Annotated in this window: 18 protein-coding genes; all 18 read left to right on the top strand. The window is 38.7% G+C overall.

The features are described 5' to 3' along the window. The first annotated feature begins 369 nt into the window (after window positions 1-369). Window positions 370-1,854, top strand: coding sequence for a Na+/H+ antiporter NhaC (nhaC, locus tag ACFO3P_RS00745; RefSeq protein ID WP_379542068.1), 1,485 nt, complete (start codon window positions 370-372; stop codon window positions 1,852-1,854). A gap of 249 nt (window positions 1,855-2,103) precedes the next feature. Beyond that, window positions 2,104-2,985, top strand: a complete 882-nt coding sequence (locus ACFO3P_RS00740; RefSeq protein WP_379542067.1) for a LysR family transcriptional regulator — start codon at window positions 2,104-2,106, stop codon at window positions 2,983-2,985. 106 nt (window positions 2,986-3,091) lie between these two features. Further along, the gene (locus tag ACFO3P_RS00735; RefSeq protein ID WP_193063706.1) at window positions 3,092-3,460 is read left to right on the top strand and encodes a CidA/LrgA family protein; all 369 of its coding nucleotides are present in this window, start codon (window positions 3,092-3,094) and stop codon (window positions 3,458-3,460) included. 5 nt (window positions 3,461-3,465) lie between these two features. Beyond that, window positions 3,466-4,131 carry an LrgB family protein gene (locus tag ACFO3P_RS00730; protein ID WP_354005205.1) on the top strand — a complete coding sequence of 222 codons (666 nt, stop codon included), beginning with the start codon at window positions 3,466-3,468 and terminating at the stop codon, window positions 4,129-4,131. Between the two features lie 92 nt (window positions 4,132-4,223). After that, window positions 4,224-4,598, top strand: a complete 375-nt coding sequence (locus ACFO3P_RS00725; RefSeq protein ID WP_193063704.1) for a DUF956 family protein — start codon at window positions 4,224-4,226, stop codon at window positions 4,596-4,598. Between the two features lie 451 nt (window positions 4,599-5,049). Next, a complete protein-coding gene (locus ACFO3P_RS00720) occupies window positions 5,050-6,024 on the top strand; it encodes a mannose/fructose/sorbose PTS transporter subunit IIA (protein ID WP_289584534.1) in 975 nt (324 codons plus the stop codon). 36 nt (window positions 6,025-6,060) lie between these two features. Continuing rightward, window positions 6,061-6,864 (top strand): PTS mannose/fructose/sorbose transporter subunit IIC, encoded by an 804-nt coding sequence (locus ACFO3P_RS00715; RefSeq protein ID WP_289584533.1) that lies wholly within the window; start codon window positions 6,061-6,063, stop codon window positions 6,862-6,864. An 18-nt stretch (window positions 6,865-6,882) separates the two neighbouring features. Further along, window positions 6,883-7,797 carry a PTS system mannose/fructose/sorbose family transporter subunit IID gene (locus ACFO3P_RS00710; RefSeq protein ID WP_289584532.1) on the top strand — a complete coding sequence of 305 codons (915 nt, stop codon included), beginning with the start codon at window positions 6,883-6,885 and terminating at the stop codon, window positions 7,795-7,797. Window positions 7,798-7,966: 169 nt separating this feature from the next. Beyond that, window positions 7,967-8,983: an oxidoreductase gene (locus ACFO3P_RS00705; RefSeq protein WP_379542066.1), complete on the top strand. Its 1,017-nt coding sequence runs from the start codon at window positions 7,967-7,969 to the stop codon at window positions 8,981-8,983. 550 nt (window positions 8,984-9,533) lie between these two features. Further along, window positions 9,534-11,390, top strand: coding sequence for a BglG family transcription antiterminator (locus tag ACFO3P_RS00700; protein WP_289584530.1), 1,857 nt, complete (start codon window positions 9,534-9,536; stop codon window positions 11,388-11,390). Continuing rightward, window positions 11,368-12,492 carry an amidohydrolase/deacetylase family metallohydrolase gene (locus ACFO3P_RS00695; protein ID WP_379542065.1) on the top strand — a complete coding sequence of 375 codons (1,125 nt, stop codon included), beginning with the start codon at window positions 11,368-11,370 and terminating at the stop codon, window positions 12,490-12,492. Before ACFO3P_RS00700 ends, ACFO3P_RS00695 begins: the two co-directional genes overlap by 23 nt. A gap of 4 nt (window positions 12,493-12,496) precedes the next feature. Further along, the gene (locus tag ACFO3P_RS00690) at window positions 12,497-12,826 is read left to right on the top strand and encodes a PRD domain-containing protein (RefSeq protein WP_289584528.1); all 330 of its coding nucleotides are present in this window, start codon (window positions 12,497-12,499) and stop codon (window positions 12,824-12,826) included. A gap of 21 nt (window positions 12,827-12,847) precedes the next feature. Then, entirely contained in the window at window positions 12,848-13,204 is a 357-nt protein-coding gene (locus ACFO3P_RS00685; protein WP_042528842.1) for an SFCGS family glycine-rich protein, read from the top strand. A gap of 5 nt (window positions 13,205-13,209) precedes the next feature. Further along, the gene (locus tag ACFO3P_RS00680; protein ID WP_289584527.1) at window positions 13,210-13,563 is read left to right on the top strand and encodes a DUF4312 family protein; all 354 of its coding nucleotides are present in this window, start codon (window positions 13,210-13,212) and stop codon (window positions 13,561-13,563) included. Next, complete coding sequence (locus ACFO3P_RS00675) at window positions 13,535-14,314, top strand: DUF4311 domain-containing protein (protein ID WP_212929293.1); 780 nt, start codon at window positions 13,535-13,537, stop codon at window positions 14,312-14,314. The genes ACFO3P_RS00680 and ACFO3P_RS00675 overlap by 29 nt, the downstream gene beginning before the upstream one ends. 15 nt (window positions 14,315-14,329) lie before the next feature. Then, window positions 14,330-14,989, top strand: a complete 660-nt coding sequence (locus tag ACFO3P_RS00670; protein WP_289584526.1) for a DUF4310 family protein — start codon at window positions 14,330-14,332, stop codon at window positions 14,987-14,989. Window positions 14,990-15,137: 148 nt separating this feature from the next. Continuing rightward, entirely contained in the window at window positions 15,138-16,247 is a 1,110-nt protein-coding gene (locus ACFO3P_RS00665) for a DgaE family pyridoxal phosphate-dependent ammonia lyase (RefSeq protein ID WP_379542064.1), read from the top strand. Further along, window positions 16,244-16,999 (top strand): 2-dehydro-3-deoxy-phosphogluconate aldolase, encoded by a 756-nt coding sequence (gene dagF, locus ACFO3P_RS00660; RefSeq protein WP_379542063.1) that lies wholly within the window; start codon window positions 16,244-16,246, stop codon window positions 16,997-16,999. Before ACFO3P_RS00665 ends, dagF begins: the two co-directional genes overlap by 4 nt. Window positions 17,000-17,161 lie beyond the last annotated feature (162 nt).

The raw sequence follows: 17,161 nt of genomic DNA, 5'->3' as shown, positions 1-17,161 counted from the left end.
TAAGTTTTTATCCATTTAAACAACTCAAATAGTAGTATTACCTTCAAATATATGCAGTCACTGACAACAAAAAGAAGCACTATTTTGTGAAAACAATTAAAAAATCTATAATTCTAAGAGACTAGCCTCCAATTATACATACCAATTAACGGAAACTTGTTTCTTTTTCCAATTAAACGGGTATCTTCCAAACAAATGGCAGTTAGAAATCATTTATAACATACTCATTCTGATTCTTGATTAGGATAAATTTTATTAACTCGCTGCTATTTGGAACTATATGGATCGGTACCAATCCTTTATATAATATTTCTTAAAATAAGTTATTTCTTCATGTTAAAGATTTAAAAAAATAAAGGAGTGTTTACGGTGGGAAGTGGCAAACCCAAAAATATTAAAAAACCGTCATTTGTATATGCTTTATCTATGTTATTAACGGTGGTTGCTATCATTTCGGTTGGTCTTCTTGTATTTGATGCACCCATTCAAATTCTGATGTTTATCAGTATACTTACCATTATCCCGTTTATGAAGGGATTAGGTTTTCCATATAAACAAATAGAAAAATCGATGACAAAATCAATGAGCAGGGCGTTACAGCCTGGGCTGATCTTGCTGACTGTTGGTATTTTGATTGGTGCATGGATAGCGTCTGGAACCGTGCCTTCATTAGTTTATTATGGGATTGGTGCGATTTCTCCTCAATTCTTTTTACTCACTACGCTGATTTTTTGTTCGCTGGTGTCGCTGGCAATAGGAACTTCTTGGGGTACCATTGGTACAGCAGGGATTGCATTAATGGGAGTTGGAACGACAATGGGGGTGCCAGCCGGTATTACGGCAGGTGCTATTATAAGTGGAGCCTTTTTCGGTGATAAAATATCCCCACTTTCCGATTCAACGAATTTAACGCCGACAGTTACAGGCGGTGAACTATTTACTCATATTAAGCATATGCTCTGGACGTCTGGCCCTGCTTATATCATTTCTGCGCTCATCTTCACTTTCATTGGCTTAAAGTATAAAACTTCTGCTGTGAATGATGAAAGTATTAATCAGTTAACAGGATATTTAGAAAACCATTTTAATTTAGGACTTGTCCCGTTAATTCCAATTATGGTTCTCTTTATTTTATTGATTCTTAAAAAACCGGCACTTCCAGCGATCTTTATTGGGACGGTAGTAGGTGGTCTTATTGCTGTTTTTTACCAGGGGTTCACATTTAGTGAAACTATTGGCTTTTTCTACAGCGGCTATACCGTAGAGTCAGGGATTGGAATTGTTGATGATTTATTGATGCGAGGCGGTTTAACAAGCATGTTGGCGCTGATTGTATTATTCCTATTTGCTCTGGGCCTCGGTGGAATGTTGGCAGATGCAGGTGTGCTGGAAACACTTATTGAATCTTTTGCCGATAAAATCCAAAGTACAGGATTATTTGTCTTTGTCACTATTCTTGTCAGTTATGCTGGTCTTGCAATTGGAGGGGCTATCATTTTTGCCATCGTTATGAGTGGCACATTGATGCGGCCAATTTCGGAACGATTGAATCTGAAACCTGAAAATCTATCCAGGGTAATTGAAGATACTGCTACACAGGGCGGTCCTCTCGTTCCTTGGACTGGCGCCGGTATCTTTGCTGCTGGCTCACTCGGTGTTTCTACTGGTACCTATCTCCCGTTCTGTTTCTTGGCATTGATTACGCCTTTTGTCTCCATGTTCTATGGAATAACTGGATTAACGATGACAAAGAATGAGGAAGGTAAGAAAACAAGTGAAAAAGTTTTGGATAATAATCAGGCCAAAATAAAATCAAGTAAAAAAATAGCTACTAACGATTATACGAAGATATAATGCTTTAACTAAAAAATCTCTACCCGAAATGGATAGAGGTTTTTTAGCTGTATAAGATGATAATTATTTGTGATGCAGTATTTTTAATATGACAGACTTACTTTGCATGTTCGACGGAGAGAAGAGAAAGCTTCAATTATTTGAGCGGAGTTTCTCAGGTAAGTTACTTATTAACCAGTTTCCGTATAAATAGTACAGATTCCTGAAAAATGATATATTTACTATAATAAATACAAAGAGGTGAACCCCATGGAACTAAAACAACTACTCTATTTCAAAGAAATAGCAAACCAAAAAAGCATCACCAAAGCCGCCGAACAAATCCATATCTCCCAGCCGGCCCTAAGCAAGTCCATTAAATCCTTAGAAGAAGAACTAGGAACCCCGCTAATCATCCGGACAAACAAAACAATGGACTTAACCGATGCGGGGAAAACGGTATTGGAATACACACAAAAAATAACGAGCTTAGTAGATGAAATGAAATTAACAGTAAGTGATTTAACAAATTTATCGGTAGGAGAGTTGAATATCGGTCTTCCACCATTTATCGGGAGTCTATTTTTCCCGGAAGTGATGAAAAATTTTCATCGCAGCTATCCGAATATCAAATTAGATATTACGGAATATGGCGGCGCCAGGGTTGTTAAAAGTGTGGAGGAAGGGGAGTTTGAGCTTGGTGTGGCGGTGCTTCCTTTAGATGAGCGCATTTTTAATGTTTATCCGATTGTAAAAGAGAAAATGAAGCTGATTGTTCAGAAGGATCATCCGCTGGCTTCCTATTCGAAAGTGAATGTAAAGGATTTAAGGGATGAAGAATTTATTTTTTATCATGAGGATTTTGCTTTAAATCAAATTATCCGCAATCATTTCTTTACAATAGCAGGCTTTGAACCGAAAATTTTATTTAAGAGCATGCAATGGGATTTGATGTCGGAGCTGGTGGCCGCTGATTTAGGAGTAACGATATTACCGGAGTCTATCTGTAACCGTCTGTTTACGAAGGATATACAAATCATCGACCTGGAACCGACGATTATGTGGAAGCTTGCGGTTATCACGAAGAAAGGGAAGTATATTTCCAACGCAGGAAGGAAGTTTATTGATTTTATTTTAACGGATTCATTATAACTTTGATTCATGAAAATGATAATTAATATGTATTTTACGAATGAATAAGAGGGGCGTAATATAGATAGCAGATGTTTTATATTACGTATAGAAGAAGGGAAAGCCTGTGAAAGTCTTAAAGGTTATTTTACAAATTTGTTTTTTACATGTCTTTCTGCTCTTAGGAGCAGTGTTAAAATATTTCATTCCATTGCCTATTCCAGCCTCTATGTTTGGACTATTCCTCTTGTTCGCGGCATTGTGCTGTGGCGTTATCAAATTAGAGTGGGTCGATCAAGGTGCGAAATGGTTAATGGCAGAGCTGCTGCTGTTCTTTATTCCTTCTGCTGTGGGAATCATCAATTATGAAGAGATTTTCAGCATACAAGGGTTAGAGATTGTTGGCTTGATTGTCCTTAGTACAATGATTGTTATGGGTCTGACTGCCTGGACGGCAGAGAAAGTTTCTGCTGCGAAAAAGGGGGAATCGCATTGATTATTGTGCTGTTTACGGTGATAACGTATTTGGTTTATGTTCTTTCTAAAATGCTTTATAAAAAAATGAATCTTGCGCTTTTTCATCCGCTGTTGTTAGCGCCGATCCTATTAATCGCGATTATTTCTATCATGCATGTGTCTGCCAATGATTATATGCAGGGATCCAAATTCTTATCACATATGCTTGCACCAGCGACGGTGGCCTTTGCGGTGCCAATTTATAAGAACCTGCCGATTATAAAAAAATATATGAAAACCATCGTTATCAGTATTACCACGGGAACACTGATGGCAATGATTTCTACATTTTTGTTATCTAAATTAATACATCTCAGTGATGATTTTATTGTGTCGATTCTTCCCCGGTCAATCACTACACCGATTGCCATGGAGGTATCCAAAGAAATTGGCGGCTTGCCGACATTGACGACAGTTTTTGTGATCATCACAGGGATCGTGGGAGGAATCGTAGGTCCCAATGTACTGAAATGGCTGTCTATCAAAACACCAATCGCGAAAGGGTTAGCCTTAGGGATGGGAGCGCATGGTGTCGGTACGAATAAAGCCTTGGAATATGGAAAACAGGAATCTGTCTTTTCCTCCTTAGCAATGATTTTTGCAGCTCTCTTTACACTCGTTTGGGGTTCTTTGTTAACGTCCTTTATTTAAACCTTGAAAGACGGCTCGTCATCCAAACTATTTTTACTTCCCCCTCCAAACCATGTATAATAATTCGTATAAAGAGATGAGGGGGAAATGAAATGGTCCAATCAATCAATACAAAAGTAGATTTAGTTATTGATGGAACCTCACATGTATTAGTTTCAGAATATGGCAAGATTATGATTGGCGATAAAGGATTTGAATTCTACAATAAACGGGATGCCCGTAAGTATATTCAAATTCCTTGGGAGGAAATAGATTACGTGATTGCTTCCGTCATGTTCAAAGGGAAATGGATCCCGCGTTATGCCATTCAAACGAAGAAGAATGGAACATTTTCATTCTCATCGAAAGAGCCTAAAAGGGTGTTTCGGGCAATTCGTGAATATGTTGACCCTGATCGTATGGTTCGATCCCTAGGTGCTTTTGAAGTCATTAAACGCAATTTCAAGCGTAAGAAATCAAAAAGTTGATCGTTTTAAGTCCAGCGTAGATAGAGGTCTCTCGTTTCCGGGGGATATCGGGACGGGTTAACGAAGAAACAGTTACAGAAATGGCACAAGAAAAAATCCCTCTTGAAAGGGGAAAAACAGGGTGCTATAATAAGTGAAGAAGCTCATTAAAGTAATTGGAAAGCTTTTTATTTTTAGATAGATGGTTAAAACGCTTTCGAACATAATATAAATTAAATAAACACTGCAATTATATTTTACGTGTTACTGATTCGATCAGGCATGAGTGAAAGGTAGTTATTAAAACGAAGAGGAAGGACATCCCTGTCTTTTTATCTTCATTTAACCTGCTTTTTTCTCATGTCTTTTTTTATTGGTGTTGAAAGCGTTTTACAAAGCTTGCAAACATACTGCTTTAAGAGCTTGCCATATCTATTGAATCCTTAACAATCATAAAAAGGAGGTTAAAAAGATGGTAGGAATTATCATTGCCAGCCATGGTGAATTTGCGACAGGTATCTTGCAGTCTGGAGCGATGATCTTTGGAGAGCAAGAGAATGTCAAGGCTGTTACGTTGATGCCGAGTGAAGGACCGGATGACGTAAGAGCAAAAATGGAAGAGGCCATTGCTTCTTTCGACAATCAGGATGAAGTATTATTCTTAGTCGATCTTTGGGGTGGAACTCCCTTTAATCAGGCAAGCAGCTTGATGGAAGGACATGAAGATACATGGGCTATCGTTGCTGGATTAAACTTAGCAATGGTGATCGAATCGTATGCATCGCGCTTTTCTATGAACACAGCGCATGAAATAGCGGCTCATATTATTGATACGGCGAAGGACGCAGTGAAGGTAAAGCCGGAGGAATTAGAGCCGGAAGAAGCTGCTGAATCTGCTTCTGCATCTTCTGGAGCCAGCGCAGGAGCCCCCGGGTCATTTGACTACGTGTTAGCGCGGATTGACTCCCGTTTACTGCACGGACAGGTGGCAACGTCGTGGACAAGAAGTACATCGCCCACGCGTATCATCGTTGTATCGGACACGGTAGCAAAGGATGAATTGCGTAAAAAATTAATTCAACAGGCTGCACCGTCAGGTATCAAGGCACATACGGTTCCTATTCAGAAAATGGTGGAGCTCGCAAAGGATGATCAGCATTTTGGCGGACAGCGCGCATTGCTTCTTTTCGAAAATCCTCAGGATGTACTGAGAGCTATTGAAGGCGGTGTTCCGCTGGATACGATTAATGTCGGATCGATGTCCCATTCTACTGGGAAAGTGCAGCCCAATAAGGTGCTTGCCTTTGACCAGAATGATATCGATACGTTCAAAAAGTTGAAGGAATTAGGCGTGGATTTTGACGTTCGGAAGGTTCCAGCTGATTCATATGGGAATATGGATGAGATTTTGAGAAGAGCTCAAATCGAATTAGACAGACAGAAATAATCCTAAATTATTAAAGGAAAAGGAGGATTAATCATCATGGATTTAACTATGATTCAAATAATATTAATTATTATTATAGCATTTATAGCTGGTGTTGAAGGTATCCTGGACCAATTCCAGTTTCACCAGCCCATTGTTGCTTGTACGTTAATCGGCCTGGTTAGCGGAGAATTGACCGCTTGTCTTATCTTAGGCGGCTCCCTGCAGTTTATTGCTTTAGGCTGGGCAAATATTGGAGCGGCCGTAGCGCCGGATACAGCTTTGGCCTCTGTTGCTTCAGCCATTATTCTCGTTTTAGGCGGGCAGGGAGTCTCGGGCGTAGATTCTGCGATGGCGATTGCTATTCCATTAGCTGTTGCTGGTCTGTTATTAACAATCATCGTTCGGACGCTTGCCACAGGAATTGTCCATTTAATGGATGCGGCGGCCAAGGAAGGAAATATACGAAAAATAGAGATGTGGCATGTGATTGCTATCTGCATGCAGGGTTTACGTATTGCCATTCCGGCTGCATTGGTTGTAGCTATTGGTGCAGGACCGGTTAGAGAGATGCTTCAAGCAATGCCTGACTGGTTAACAGAAGGTCTGGCAGTCGGCGGCGGTATGGTCGTAGCCGTTGGTTATGCCATGGTTATCAACATGATGGCAACCAAAGAAGTATGGCCATTTTTTGCCATCGGTTTCGTTCTGGCGACGATTCCGGATATTACGCTTGTAGGTTTTGGCGGTATTGGTGTAGCACTTGCACTTATTTATATAGCACTTACGAAACAAGGGGGCTCCGGTGGCGGAGGTGGAAACACTGGTGATCCTTTAGGCGAAATTATTGATGACTATTAAAAAAAGGAGGACATGAAGATGGCACAAGAAGAACTCAAATTATCAAAAAGAAATCGTCTTTCTATTTGGTGGCGCTCGACTTTCCTTCAAGGTTCCTGGAACTATGAACGGATGCAGAATGGCGGCTGGGCATTTTCCATGATTCCCGCAATCAAAAGGTTATATCAGACAAAAGAAGACCGTGCTGCTGCACTGCAGCGTCATTTAGAATTCTTTAATACACACCCATATGTTGCTTCTCCAATTATTGGTGTAACGTTAGCGCTTGAAGAAGAACGCGCAAATGGTGCTCCGGTTGACAATAAAGCGATTCAAGGGGTTAAGGTCGGAATGATGGGGCCTTTAGCAGGTATCGGGGATCCAATTTTTTGGTTCACCCTCAGACCGATTCTCGGCTCATTGGCGGCTTCTCTTGCCGTGACTGGGAACATCCTTGGACCAATCATTTTCTTCGTAGCATGGAACTTGATCCGGATGGGATTCCTATGGTATACACAGGAGCTTGGTTACAAAGCAGGGGAAAAAATTACGGATGACTTATCCGGCGGATTGCTCCAGGATATTACCAAGGGTGCATCGATACTCGGTATGTTTATTCTCGGTGCACTGGTAAACCGTTGGGTAGATATAAGCTTTACCCCGACCGTCGCAGAAGTTCAGCTCGATGAAGGTGCCTATATTGAATGGGATAACTTGCCTGGAGGAGCGGAAGGGATTCAGTCCGCATTGTTACAACAGGAAGAGGGCAGGTCATTGACCCAAACAGATGTCACGACGCTGCAGGATAACTTAGACAGTTTGATTCCTGGTCTTGCCGGGTTATTGCTGACACTCTTTTGTATGTGGCTGCTCCGGAAGAAAGTGTCACCAATTACAATGATTCTTGGATTGTTTGTAGTCGGTGTGGTATTCCATGCAATTAACCTGATGTAATGCCTATTTTTTAGATAATTTTTGGCGATTAGCTGTATAAATAAAAAGGTGCCTCCTGGTATGATAAAAACTATCAAATGAAGGAGGTACTTTTTTATTTACATGCCAGAATCCAGAAGAAGGCGTTAACGATATATAAATAAAGACAAATCTATTTTAGGAGGCCGCTATGCTTACTATTGGTTATATTGGAAACGGGAAAAGCACGAACAGGTATCATCTGCCGTTCGTAATGCAAAGAGAACATATCAAGGTGAAAACCATTTACCGGAGAACCCCTGCGAACGACAGCTGGGATAAACATGCAGGAGTGCATTATACTTCGGATTTAGAGGAATTGTTACGTGATGAGGACATTCAGCTCATTGTGATTTGTACAAAACATGACAGCCATTACGAATACGCAAAACAAGTATTGGAGCATAATAAGCACTGTTTAGTAGAAAAACCTTTCATGGAAACCTCGGAGCAGGCAAAAGAAATTTTTGCATTGGCAAAGGAAAAAGGATTAATTGTCCAAGCCTATCAAAACAGACGATTTGATAGTGATTTTTTAACTGTTCAAAAAGTAATAGAAGAAGGAAAGCTCGGGGACTTGCTGGAAGTGGAGATGCATTATGACTATTATCGTCCCGAGGTGCCGGAGTCTGCCGAGACATTTGACCCTAATGCGTCATTTCTATATGGACATGGCTGCCATACCCTGGATCAGGTCATCAGCTATTTTGGAAAACCGGATAATATCCATTACGATGTGAAGCAATTATTAGGACAGGGAAGAATGAATGACTACTTTGATTTAGATTTATATTATGGCGGGTTAAAAGTATCGGTGAAATCCAGCTATTTCAGAGTGAAAGAAAGACCCAGCTTTGTGGTGCATGGTAAAAAAGGATGCTTTATCAAAGAAACGAAAGACCGTCAGGAAGAGCATCTCAAGTTATTCTATATGCCGGATAACGAGGACTTTGGCATCGATACACTGCGTCATTATGGCGTACTGACCTATGTGGATGAAGAAGGAACGGTACATGAGGAAACAGTGAAATCGGTAGATGGCGATTATGGACGTGTATATGACGATTTATATGAAGCGGTTATCAATGGGCAAGATAAAACGATTACGGATGAGCAGACGCTGCTGCAGATGGAAATGTTGGAAACGGGGATTCAACATTTACGATAGCTGATGCTTTTGCATAAGTGCATAGAACTTGGATGAACAAGCTGTCTTGTTTATCCAAGTTTTTTTGGTGTGGAGAGCAAATAGCAGTATTTTGTCTATACTAACCCCCAATAGTAATTGTTCCTCCTTTTGATTTACTCCATTAGTATTACCCTCTCTTCTGAATCATGTCTAAAAGATACCTTTGCTTTGTGAATAATTTGTATCAAATTTCACTACATCACTTATATACTACACTATTTTTATAAAATAATAATGATGCTTCTCTTATCTGTATTAGTACGACAAACATGACTATCAAGGAAGTGAATATTCTCTCAGAACGGGTTGGCCAGCAGCAAAGATTAACTGAAGATAGATGGCGGCCATTAAAAGAAGAAAGATTGGAGGTAAGTATTTGAACGAAGGATAGGAAAAAATGTCGAAGCTTTTGAGTTAATAGGTTTTGTATAGTTATAATTTTTTGCACTGCTACAGGGAACCAAGTTTGTCTGTATGGCATAGATTTATAAATCTATAATGAAAGCAGGGATGGAAAAGGGTGATAAGCATGTTAACAAATAGACAAAAAGAAATTGCATCTATGTTGTTGAATTGTGAAAAGCCGTTACTTTATCGAGAATTAGCTGATAAGTGTTCTGTATCACTTAGAACCATTAAATCAGATATGAAGGAAGTAAAGTATTGGTTTAAAAAGCACCAAGTAGATTTACAGTCACAACCGGTTAAAGGCCTTTGGATTACCAATTTAAATGAAAAAGAGAAAATGAAAATCTATCACAAACTCTTATTAGAGACAGTAGATGAAGAAATTTGGGGCGAAGAGGGACGCATACGCCGTATTGTCCTATTGCTAAGTTTACATCCCAGCAAGTATATTACGGCGGAATTCTTAGCTGATCAGTTACTTGTAAGCAAGCAAACGATTTATAAGGATATGAAAAAAGTTGAAAAACACTTGGCTGAGAATAATATAACGTTAAAGGTATTTCCAAGAAAAGGATATACTATTGCAGGAGAAGAAGTAGATATACGGCAGCACGCGGAATATTTACTAACATACAAAATTGTCATTGAGGAATCGTATAGACCAGAAATATATTTGAAATTTAAAGAAGAACTCACTTCCTTTTCACCAGATATGAAAAAGGTGGTTCTACTAATAGATGAAATACTGATGAAATCTATTAAACAATCATTGGTTGAATACCATCCTGCCTCTGTTAAGATTTTCACCCTATTTACAAGGTTAGTGATTTCGGTTTGCCGAGTAACGAAAGAAAATGCTATTCAATTAGGAAGAAATAATGATGAGATAGATATGTCCATGTCAACATTCGCAATGTTCGTCTATGCTGTTGCAAATGATGTTTTTGAACATTTCAGTCTAGAGATAACAAATGATGAATTCATTTATATTTACAGAAATGCCTTATTAAATAATCACAACGAAGACCTGATCGAAATGACGAATAATATTATTCATTATGTGAGCAGAAGACTTTCCATTCCTTTTTATAACGATAGTACGTTACAAACAAACTTATTGTCTCATTTCTCTAATAAATTCACTGAAGAAAATGCCATTTTATTAGAGAATAATCCATTTATGGAAGATCTTAAAACAAAGCATGATTATCTTTATCATCCTGTTAAAAAAGCATGTGAAAAGTATATTGAATCACATAATTTTACGTCTGAAATGATTAGTTCATTTGTTACATTGCATTTTCTTGTATCGATGGAAACGACTTTTGAAAACAAGAAACCTTTAAAAGCACTCTATGTTTGTGCGAGCGGCAGAGGAGTGGCACGTGTTATAAAAAATCGTGTGGAAAAAGAAGTGCCGCGGATTAGAATCATTCAATATTGTGGCCTAGATGATTTAGACGAGATTATGGAAAAGGATACGTTTGACATCATCATTAGTGTATTTCCAATTGAAACCGCTATACCAACGATATGGGTAGACCCGGTACCAAGCGAAAGTAATATTAAAGAGTTAAAGAGCAAAGTAAGTGAATTAACTGGTGATAACCAAGTAATTGCACAGCAGATAATCAACAAAGACGAAAGCAATATCGATGATCCAGAAGAATACTCCAGAGCAGTTATATTAGAAGCGATGGAATTATATTTGGGAATTAAACAAGCTTTTAAAGGCAGAATCAAGCATAAAATGGAGGACGCTTTTCTAATGCATGTTTTTCTCATGGTTCATCGTATTAAATTCAGAATGGAATATGATCACCTTGTAAATACATCTTTTATAGAGACAGAAGATTATCGGAAAGTAGATGAAGTTTTTAAAAAACAAGGGCTGCAGGCCAATGCAGATGAGAAAAAAGCGATCTTATTCTATATTGAAAAGGAGGAAGCAAGCTGTGGGAAAGGTTACCATTATTAAAAATGGAATTGTATTTAACGCTGTTAATAAAGCGTTTACTAAAAAAGATATCTATGTGAAAGATGATGAAATAATAGCTGAAGAAGATATTGAGGAAACGGATTTGCTGACAGAATGGGATGCAAAGGGAAGCTATGTTGCCCCGGGGTTTATAGATATGCATGTACACGTATTTGAAAATTTTGCTCAAATTGGGATAAATGCTGACAAAATCGGTATTAATCAGGGTGTTACAACAGTTGTTGATGCAGGAAGTACAGGGTATAAAGATTATGCTCAATTTAAGGATAAAATTATCAATCAACATACGACAGAAATATTGTCGTTATTAAATGTATCCGCCACGGGCTTAGTAGAGGGATTGGATGAATTGTCTGCTCCTGAAAAATTAATGAGTGAACGTGCATGGGAAACAATAAAAGCTTCAGAACCGGCTATTGTTGGCTTAAAAGCCAGAATGAGTCAATCTGTTGTCGGAAATCAGGGTATTCGCCCTTTGGAACATGCCCGCAAATTAGCTGATCAGACGGATACGCCCATCATGGTGCATATTGGCTCACCTCCTCCGCCATTAAATGAAATTCTTCCTTTATTAAAAGATGGCGATATTGTAACGCATGCTTTTCATGGCAAAAAAGGCGGGATTCTTGATGAAGATGGAGCTTTAATACCTGAAGCACATGAGGCGCTAGAGCGGGGAGTTAAATTTGACGTTGGTCATGGAACATCAAGCTTTTCATATCAAACAATTAAACGATTTAAAGAGAATTACAGTTATCCATTTACGATCAGTACAGATGTTTATGAAAAAAATTTTGAACAGCCAGTTGGCAGTTTAATGGATACCATATCGAAATTATTAGCAGTAGGATATGACTTAGAAGATTTAATCGAATCCGTTACAATTCTTCCGGCTAAAACGCTGTCTTTAATGAATTATGGATCATTGGAACCTGGAAAGAAAGCAGATATTACGATGTTTCATATTGAGAAAAAGAATAGAGAATTAATCGATTCTCATGGTGAAGTGATGAAAGTAAATCAACGTTTAATTCCACAAACAACATGGAAAAACGGAAAGATTGTATATCAAAGGGGTTAAGAATGTGGAAAAAAAAGATTTAACTAACTATTTCATGAATAGTCAAGATCCAGATGTTTGTGAAAGTATTTACAATGATGCAGTGAACTATATAGATAGTAATGGATATGAAATAAAGGATGACCAAAGAGAAGCCTTGTTAAATCACATATCTGAAATGGTAAAAAGAAATCAAAGAAAAGAAGTAATGCAAGTGGAAGATAAAAAATTATTTGAGGAAGTTTCGCAAGAGTCCATCAAACAAGCCAGAGAATTAGTAAAACAATTAGAACATATTTCAGATGATGAAACGTATTTATTATCGATTCATTTTGAAGTAGTTAAATATAATTAATCAAAATAAGGAGTGAGTTAAATGGTAAAAGTAGTTATCGCAGATAGACTTGGAAAAGGACAAAACGTGGGAAAAGGTGTAGAGATTGCTGGAGGAGAAGCTATTGTAGTCCCGGGTATTGGAGCGGACATGAAGCTCGGCGATGAAATGAATAAAGTAGATGCGGACTTGGGAATTTCATTTTGCGGCAGTGGTGGAGCAGGAGCAATTACAGCACAAACGAAATATGGATATAAAGCAAGACACGGCATGCGTTCTATTGAAGAAGGAGTAACTGCCATTCGTGAAGGCTATAAAGTATTAGGGTTTGGGTTCATGGATGTAGAAGACTTAGGAAAACGTATCGTGGAAGAATACAAGAAAATACAAGGGGAATGAATCACATGATTGAAAACCAACATGTAACAATAACCGTTTCTGGCAAGGGAAGTACACAAGATGAGGCAGTTAGTCGTGCTTTAAGTAAAATTCAGAAACAGATATTTTCTGAGATCAATCAGCTTGTTATACGTGCGGAACCAGAAAACATAGAAGAAGTGGAGGCAACCATGGAAGAATATACAGAACGTTTTTTCTTCTTCTTTATGCCGCGTAAAAAATTGAATTGTCATGTGACGTTAAAAGTAGATGTAAACTTAAAAACAATCGATTCTGCCAAATTCAATTGGCAGAAAAAAGGTAGTCACCATCCATTAAGGAGGGGTATACGTGGGCGGAATCGTAGTTATTCTAATTAAATCATTAATTATTGGAGCAATCGTCGGTTTTGGCGTAGGGGCTGGAGCAGCAAGGATGTTCCATGCACCGAAGTCTCAATCAATGGGAGCATTCAGAACGATTGGCGAGATGAATGCCTGTGCAGGTGACCGTGCATCCCATTTCTCATTTGGATTGGGATTCTTCTTTAACGCTTGGGCATCAGCTGTTGGAGCTGGCGCACTTACGCAGGACGTGGATCACAGAATTATTCCCAATTGGTCTGTCGCTGTGCTTTTAAGAAAAGGAAAAACAATAGAAGAGACCATGCATAACCCTTTCAAAATGAGTATAGCAGGTGCGATTGTGGGTGCAATAGTTGTTGCTTTTTTAAGTACGACAACAGCATCTATTCCGGAGGGACTTAGAAATGTTGCGCTGGAAGTATTAGCTCCAGCTGCGGATTGGCTTATTAATATGGCTATGCCGGTTATATTTTGGTTAGCTGCATTAGATGCCGGGAAACGTTCTGGGTTTTGGGGAACGATATTTGGCGGGCTAGCTCATATTATTATGGGTAATGCTGTTCCAGGTGTTGTACTAGGTATATTGGTAGGTAAGGGTGTGGATGATTCTGGATGGAATAACATCACGAAAATATTAATGACGGCTATTATTGTGCTGTTCATCTTAAGCGCCTTCTTTAGGGGAATTGATATAGAGCTGATAGAAAGTCTCAACCTTACTGTGCCAAATTGGTTACAAGGACTTCATAATTTAATAAACCCTTAGTGAGGAGGAAATAAAATGACTGATGGTCAACTAAGTGATGCGATGTATAAAAAGAGTTTTTGGTTTGCAGATTGGTCGTTCCCAATTTTTGTAGCACTTCTGTCATCTGGTATTTTTGCAGGTACGCATATGTATTATGTTTATAAAGTAGGTGCCTTTAATGAAGTAGCCATTGTAGCTTTATTAGAAGCAGGTATACAAGGCTCTGGCTATGGTGCAGCTGCGGCATTTGGAGCCAGCTTCTTATTTGCACGTATACTTGAAGGCGGTTTAGTAGGAGTACTTGATATAGGTGGTTCGATACTTACTGGGGTAGGTATCGGAATACCAGCATTGCTGTTAGGTGCAGGAATTGTTTTGCCATTAGAAAACTTTTTTGTTTCTTTAATAACGGGCTTATTAATAGGTGTGGTAATCGGCTATGTTGTTATTGGCATTAAAAAATTTACGGTCGGAAAGGCTAATTCTACATTTGGCAGTGATGTGATGATGGGTGCAGGTAACTCGTCTGGTAGATTTTTAGGACCGTTAATTATTATTTCTGCTGCAACAGCATCCATCCCTGTAGGTTTAGGTTCTTTACTTGGAGGAGCATTCTTTTATTTGTGGAATAAACCTGTTGCGGGCGGAGCAATCTTAGGTGCTATGGCGATAGGAGCATTTTTCCCAATTTAAAATGAATAGCAGCAAAGTATTCCGGTAGATGTTCTATTTTATCGCAACCCCAATCAGTGGGGGATGAAAAGAAAATCCCCACTGATTGAAGTTTCACTTTATAGAAACCATGTTAGATATGTAATCATAACTGAAAGGTTGATTAATTATGGATAATTCACTACATGACAGATATGGGTTAAAGCGTGTCATAAATGCAAGTGGCAGAATGAGTATTCTTGGCGTCTCTGCACCATCTGATACAGTGATGGATGCAATGAAAACAGGCGGGCAAAATTATGTAGAAATTGCTGATTTAGTGGATAAGTCAGGTAAATATATTGCGGATATGCTAGATACGGAAGCTGCTCTTATTGTAAATTCAGCATCAAGTGGAATTGTTTTATCTGTCGCTGGATTGGTTACAAAAGGTAATAGAAGGTTGAGTGAAAAGATACATCAAGAAAAAATCACGAAAAATGAGATTATTATGTTGAAAGGGCATAATGTTCATTACGGTGCTCCAATTGAATCAATGATCTATCTTGGCGGCGGCCAGCTAGTGGAAGCAGGATATGCAAATGAAGGAAAACAAGAACATATCTCTGATGCCGTCTGCGAAAATACAGCGGCTATTTTGTATGTGAAATCTCATCATGCCGTACAAAAGAATATGATTTCTGTTGAAGAAGCTGCAGAGGTTGCTAAAGAAAAGAATATCCCGTTTATTGTTGACGCAGCAGCGGAAGAAGATTTGAAAAAATATGTGAAAATTGCTGACCTGGCAATTTACAGCGGATCTAAAGCTATTGAAGGGCCAACAACGGGTATTGTGGCAGGGAAAAAAGATTATGTAGAGTGGGTCAAAACACAGCTTCATTATATTGGAAGAAGTATGAAGGTAGGAAAGGAATCTACATTTGGCTTACTGCAGGCATTGGATGAGTATTTTGTGAAAACAGATAATAGTGAAGCTGAAAAGGCGAGTTTAGAAGTACTGCAATCATTAAATACAATGGAAGGTGTCACCGCAACGATCGTTCAGGACGAAGCAGGACGCTCTATCTTCAGAGCACGAATCACCATTGATGAAGCTGTTACAGCTATATCAGCCAAGGAAGTAACGAATCAACTAAAACATGGCGAAATTGCTATTTATACCCGTGATTATGGTGTGAGACAAGGATTCTTTGATATTGACCCACGACCGTTACAAGGAAATGATAGTCAAGTTATTTATAGTAGAATCGTTGACATTCTAGGAGGAAAAGAAGCATGAAGAAAATAGATAAATTTTTTTATAAGGACCGTGTTGCTTTGAACGTTCTGGCGAACAGTATTGAAAATGCAAAGGAAGTATATGAAGCTGGAGAGGGAAAGGTACTAATCGGCGTACTATCGAAGAATTATGATACGGTGGAAGAAGCAGTAACCGCAATGGAAAAATATGATGAAGCAATCCATGGGGCTGTATCCATTGGTTTAGGTGCAGGTGATAACAGGCAGGCTGCAGTGGTTGAAAATATTGTGAAATCATATGAAGGAAGTCATATTAACCAAGTGTTCCCATCTGTCGGTGCAACCAGAGCTAATCAAGGAGAGAAAGAGAGCTGGATCAATGCTTTGGTATCTCCATCAGGAAAAGTTGGTTATGTAACTATTTCAACCGGCCCGTTAAGTTCCAATGTCGGAGAACAAGCTGTTGTTCCAATAGAATCAGCTATAGCGTTAGTGAAAGATATGGGAGGACATGCATTAAAATTTTTCCCTATGAAAGGTCTCGCTCACCAAGAAGAGTTCCGTGCTGTTACTAAAGCTTGTGCAGAAGCCGACTTTGCTTTAGAACCAACTGGCGGGATTGACTTAAATAACTTTGAAGAGATTTTGACCATTGCTCTTGAAGCCGGAGTACCCAAAGTTATCCCTCATGTTTATTCTTCTATTATTGATAAAGAAACGGGTAAAACCAATATAGAAGATGTAAAAAAACTATTGGATGTTACGAAACAGCTAGTGAGTAAATATGCATAATGAATTGGCTCGTATCTCAATTAACTACGGATAGAGCTAAAATATTCACCAATTTGTTTGTTACTAAGTAAACATAATAATTGAAAAAATATATACTATAGCCTGGTGTCCTTTAATGGGTCCAGGCTATTTCATTCCTCTTAGTAAAATTTCTTATTTAAA

Source organism: Oceanobacillus aidingensis (assembly GCF_042654105.1).
Lineage (GTDB): Bacteria > Bacillota > Bacilli > Bacillales > Amphibacillaceae > Oceanobacillus > Oceanobacillus oncorhynchi.
The sequence above is the reverse complement of the archived record's forward strand: the minus strand, read 5'-3'. Positions and strand labels throughout refer to the sequence as shown.

Bases quoted from the DNA above. Each gene is read 5' to 3' on its own strand.
- ACFO3P_RS00740 (WP_379542067.1), top strand. From the start codon at position 2,104: ATGGAACTAAAACAACTACTCTATTTCAAAGAAATAGCAAACCAAAAA.
- ACFO3P_RS00725 (WP_193063704.1), top strand. From the start codon at position 4,224: ATGGTCCAATCAATCAATACAAAAGTAGATTTAGTTATTGATGGAACC.
- ACFO3P_RS00720 (WP_289584534.1), top strand. From the start codon at position 5,050: ATGGTAGGAATTATCATTGCCAGCCATGGTGAATTTGCGACAGGTATC.
- ACFO3P_RS00715 (WP_289584533.1), top strand. From the start codon at position 6,061: ATGGATTTAACTATGATTCAAATAATATTAATTATTATTATAGCATTT.
- ACFO3P_RS00710 (WP_289584532.1), top strand. From the start codon at position 6,883: ATGGCACAAGAAGAACTCAAATTATCAAAAAGAAATCGTCTTTCTATT.
- ACFO3P_RS00705 (WP_379542066.1), top strand. From the start codon at position 7,967: ATGCTTACTATTGGTTATATTGGAAACGGGAAAAGCACGAACAGGTAT.
- ACFO3P_RS00700 (WP_289584530.1), top strand. From the start codon at position 9,534: ATGTTAACAAATAGACAAAAAGAAATTGCATCTATGTTGTTGAATTGT.
- ACFO3P_RS00685 (WP_042528842.1), top strand. From the start codon at position 12,848: ATGGTAAAAGTAGTTATCGCAGATAGACTTGGAAAAGGACAAAACGTG.
- ACFO3P_RS00680 (WP_289584527.1), top strand. From the start codon at position 13,210: ATGATTGAAAACCAACATGTAACAATAACCGTTTCTGGCAAGGGAAGT.
- ACFO3P_RS00670 (WP_289584526.1), top strand. From the start codon at position 14,330: ATGACTGATGGTCAACTAAGTGATGCGATGTATAAAAAGAGTTTTTGG.
- ACFO3P_RS00665 (WP_379542064.1), top strand. From the start codon at position 15,138: ATGGATAATTCACTACATGACAGATATGGGTTAAAGCGTGTCATAAAT.
- dagF (WP_379542063.1), top strand. From the start codon at position 16,244: ATGAAGAAAATAGATAAATTTTTTTATAAGGACCGTGTTGCTTTGAAC.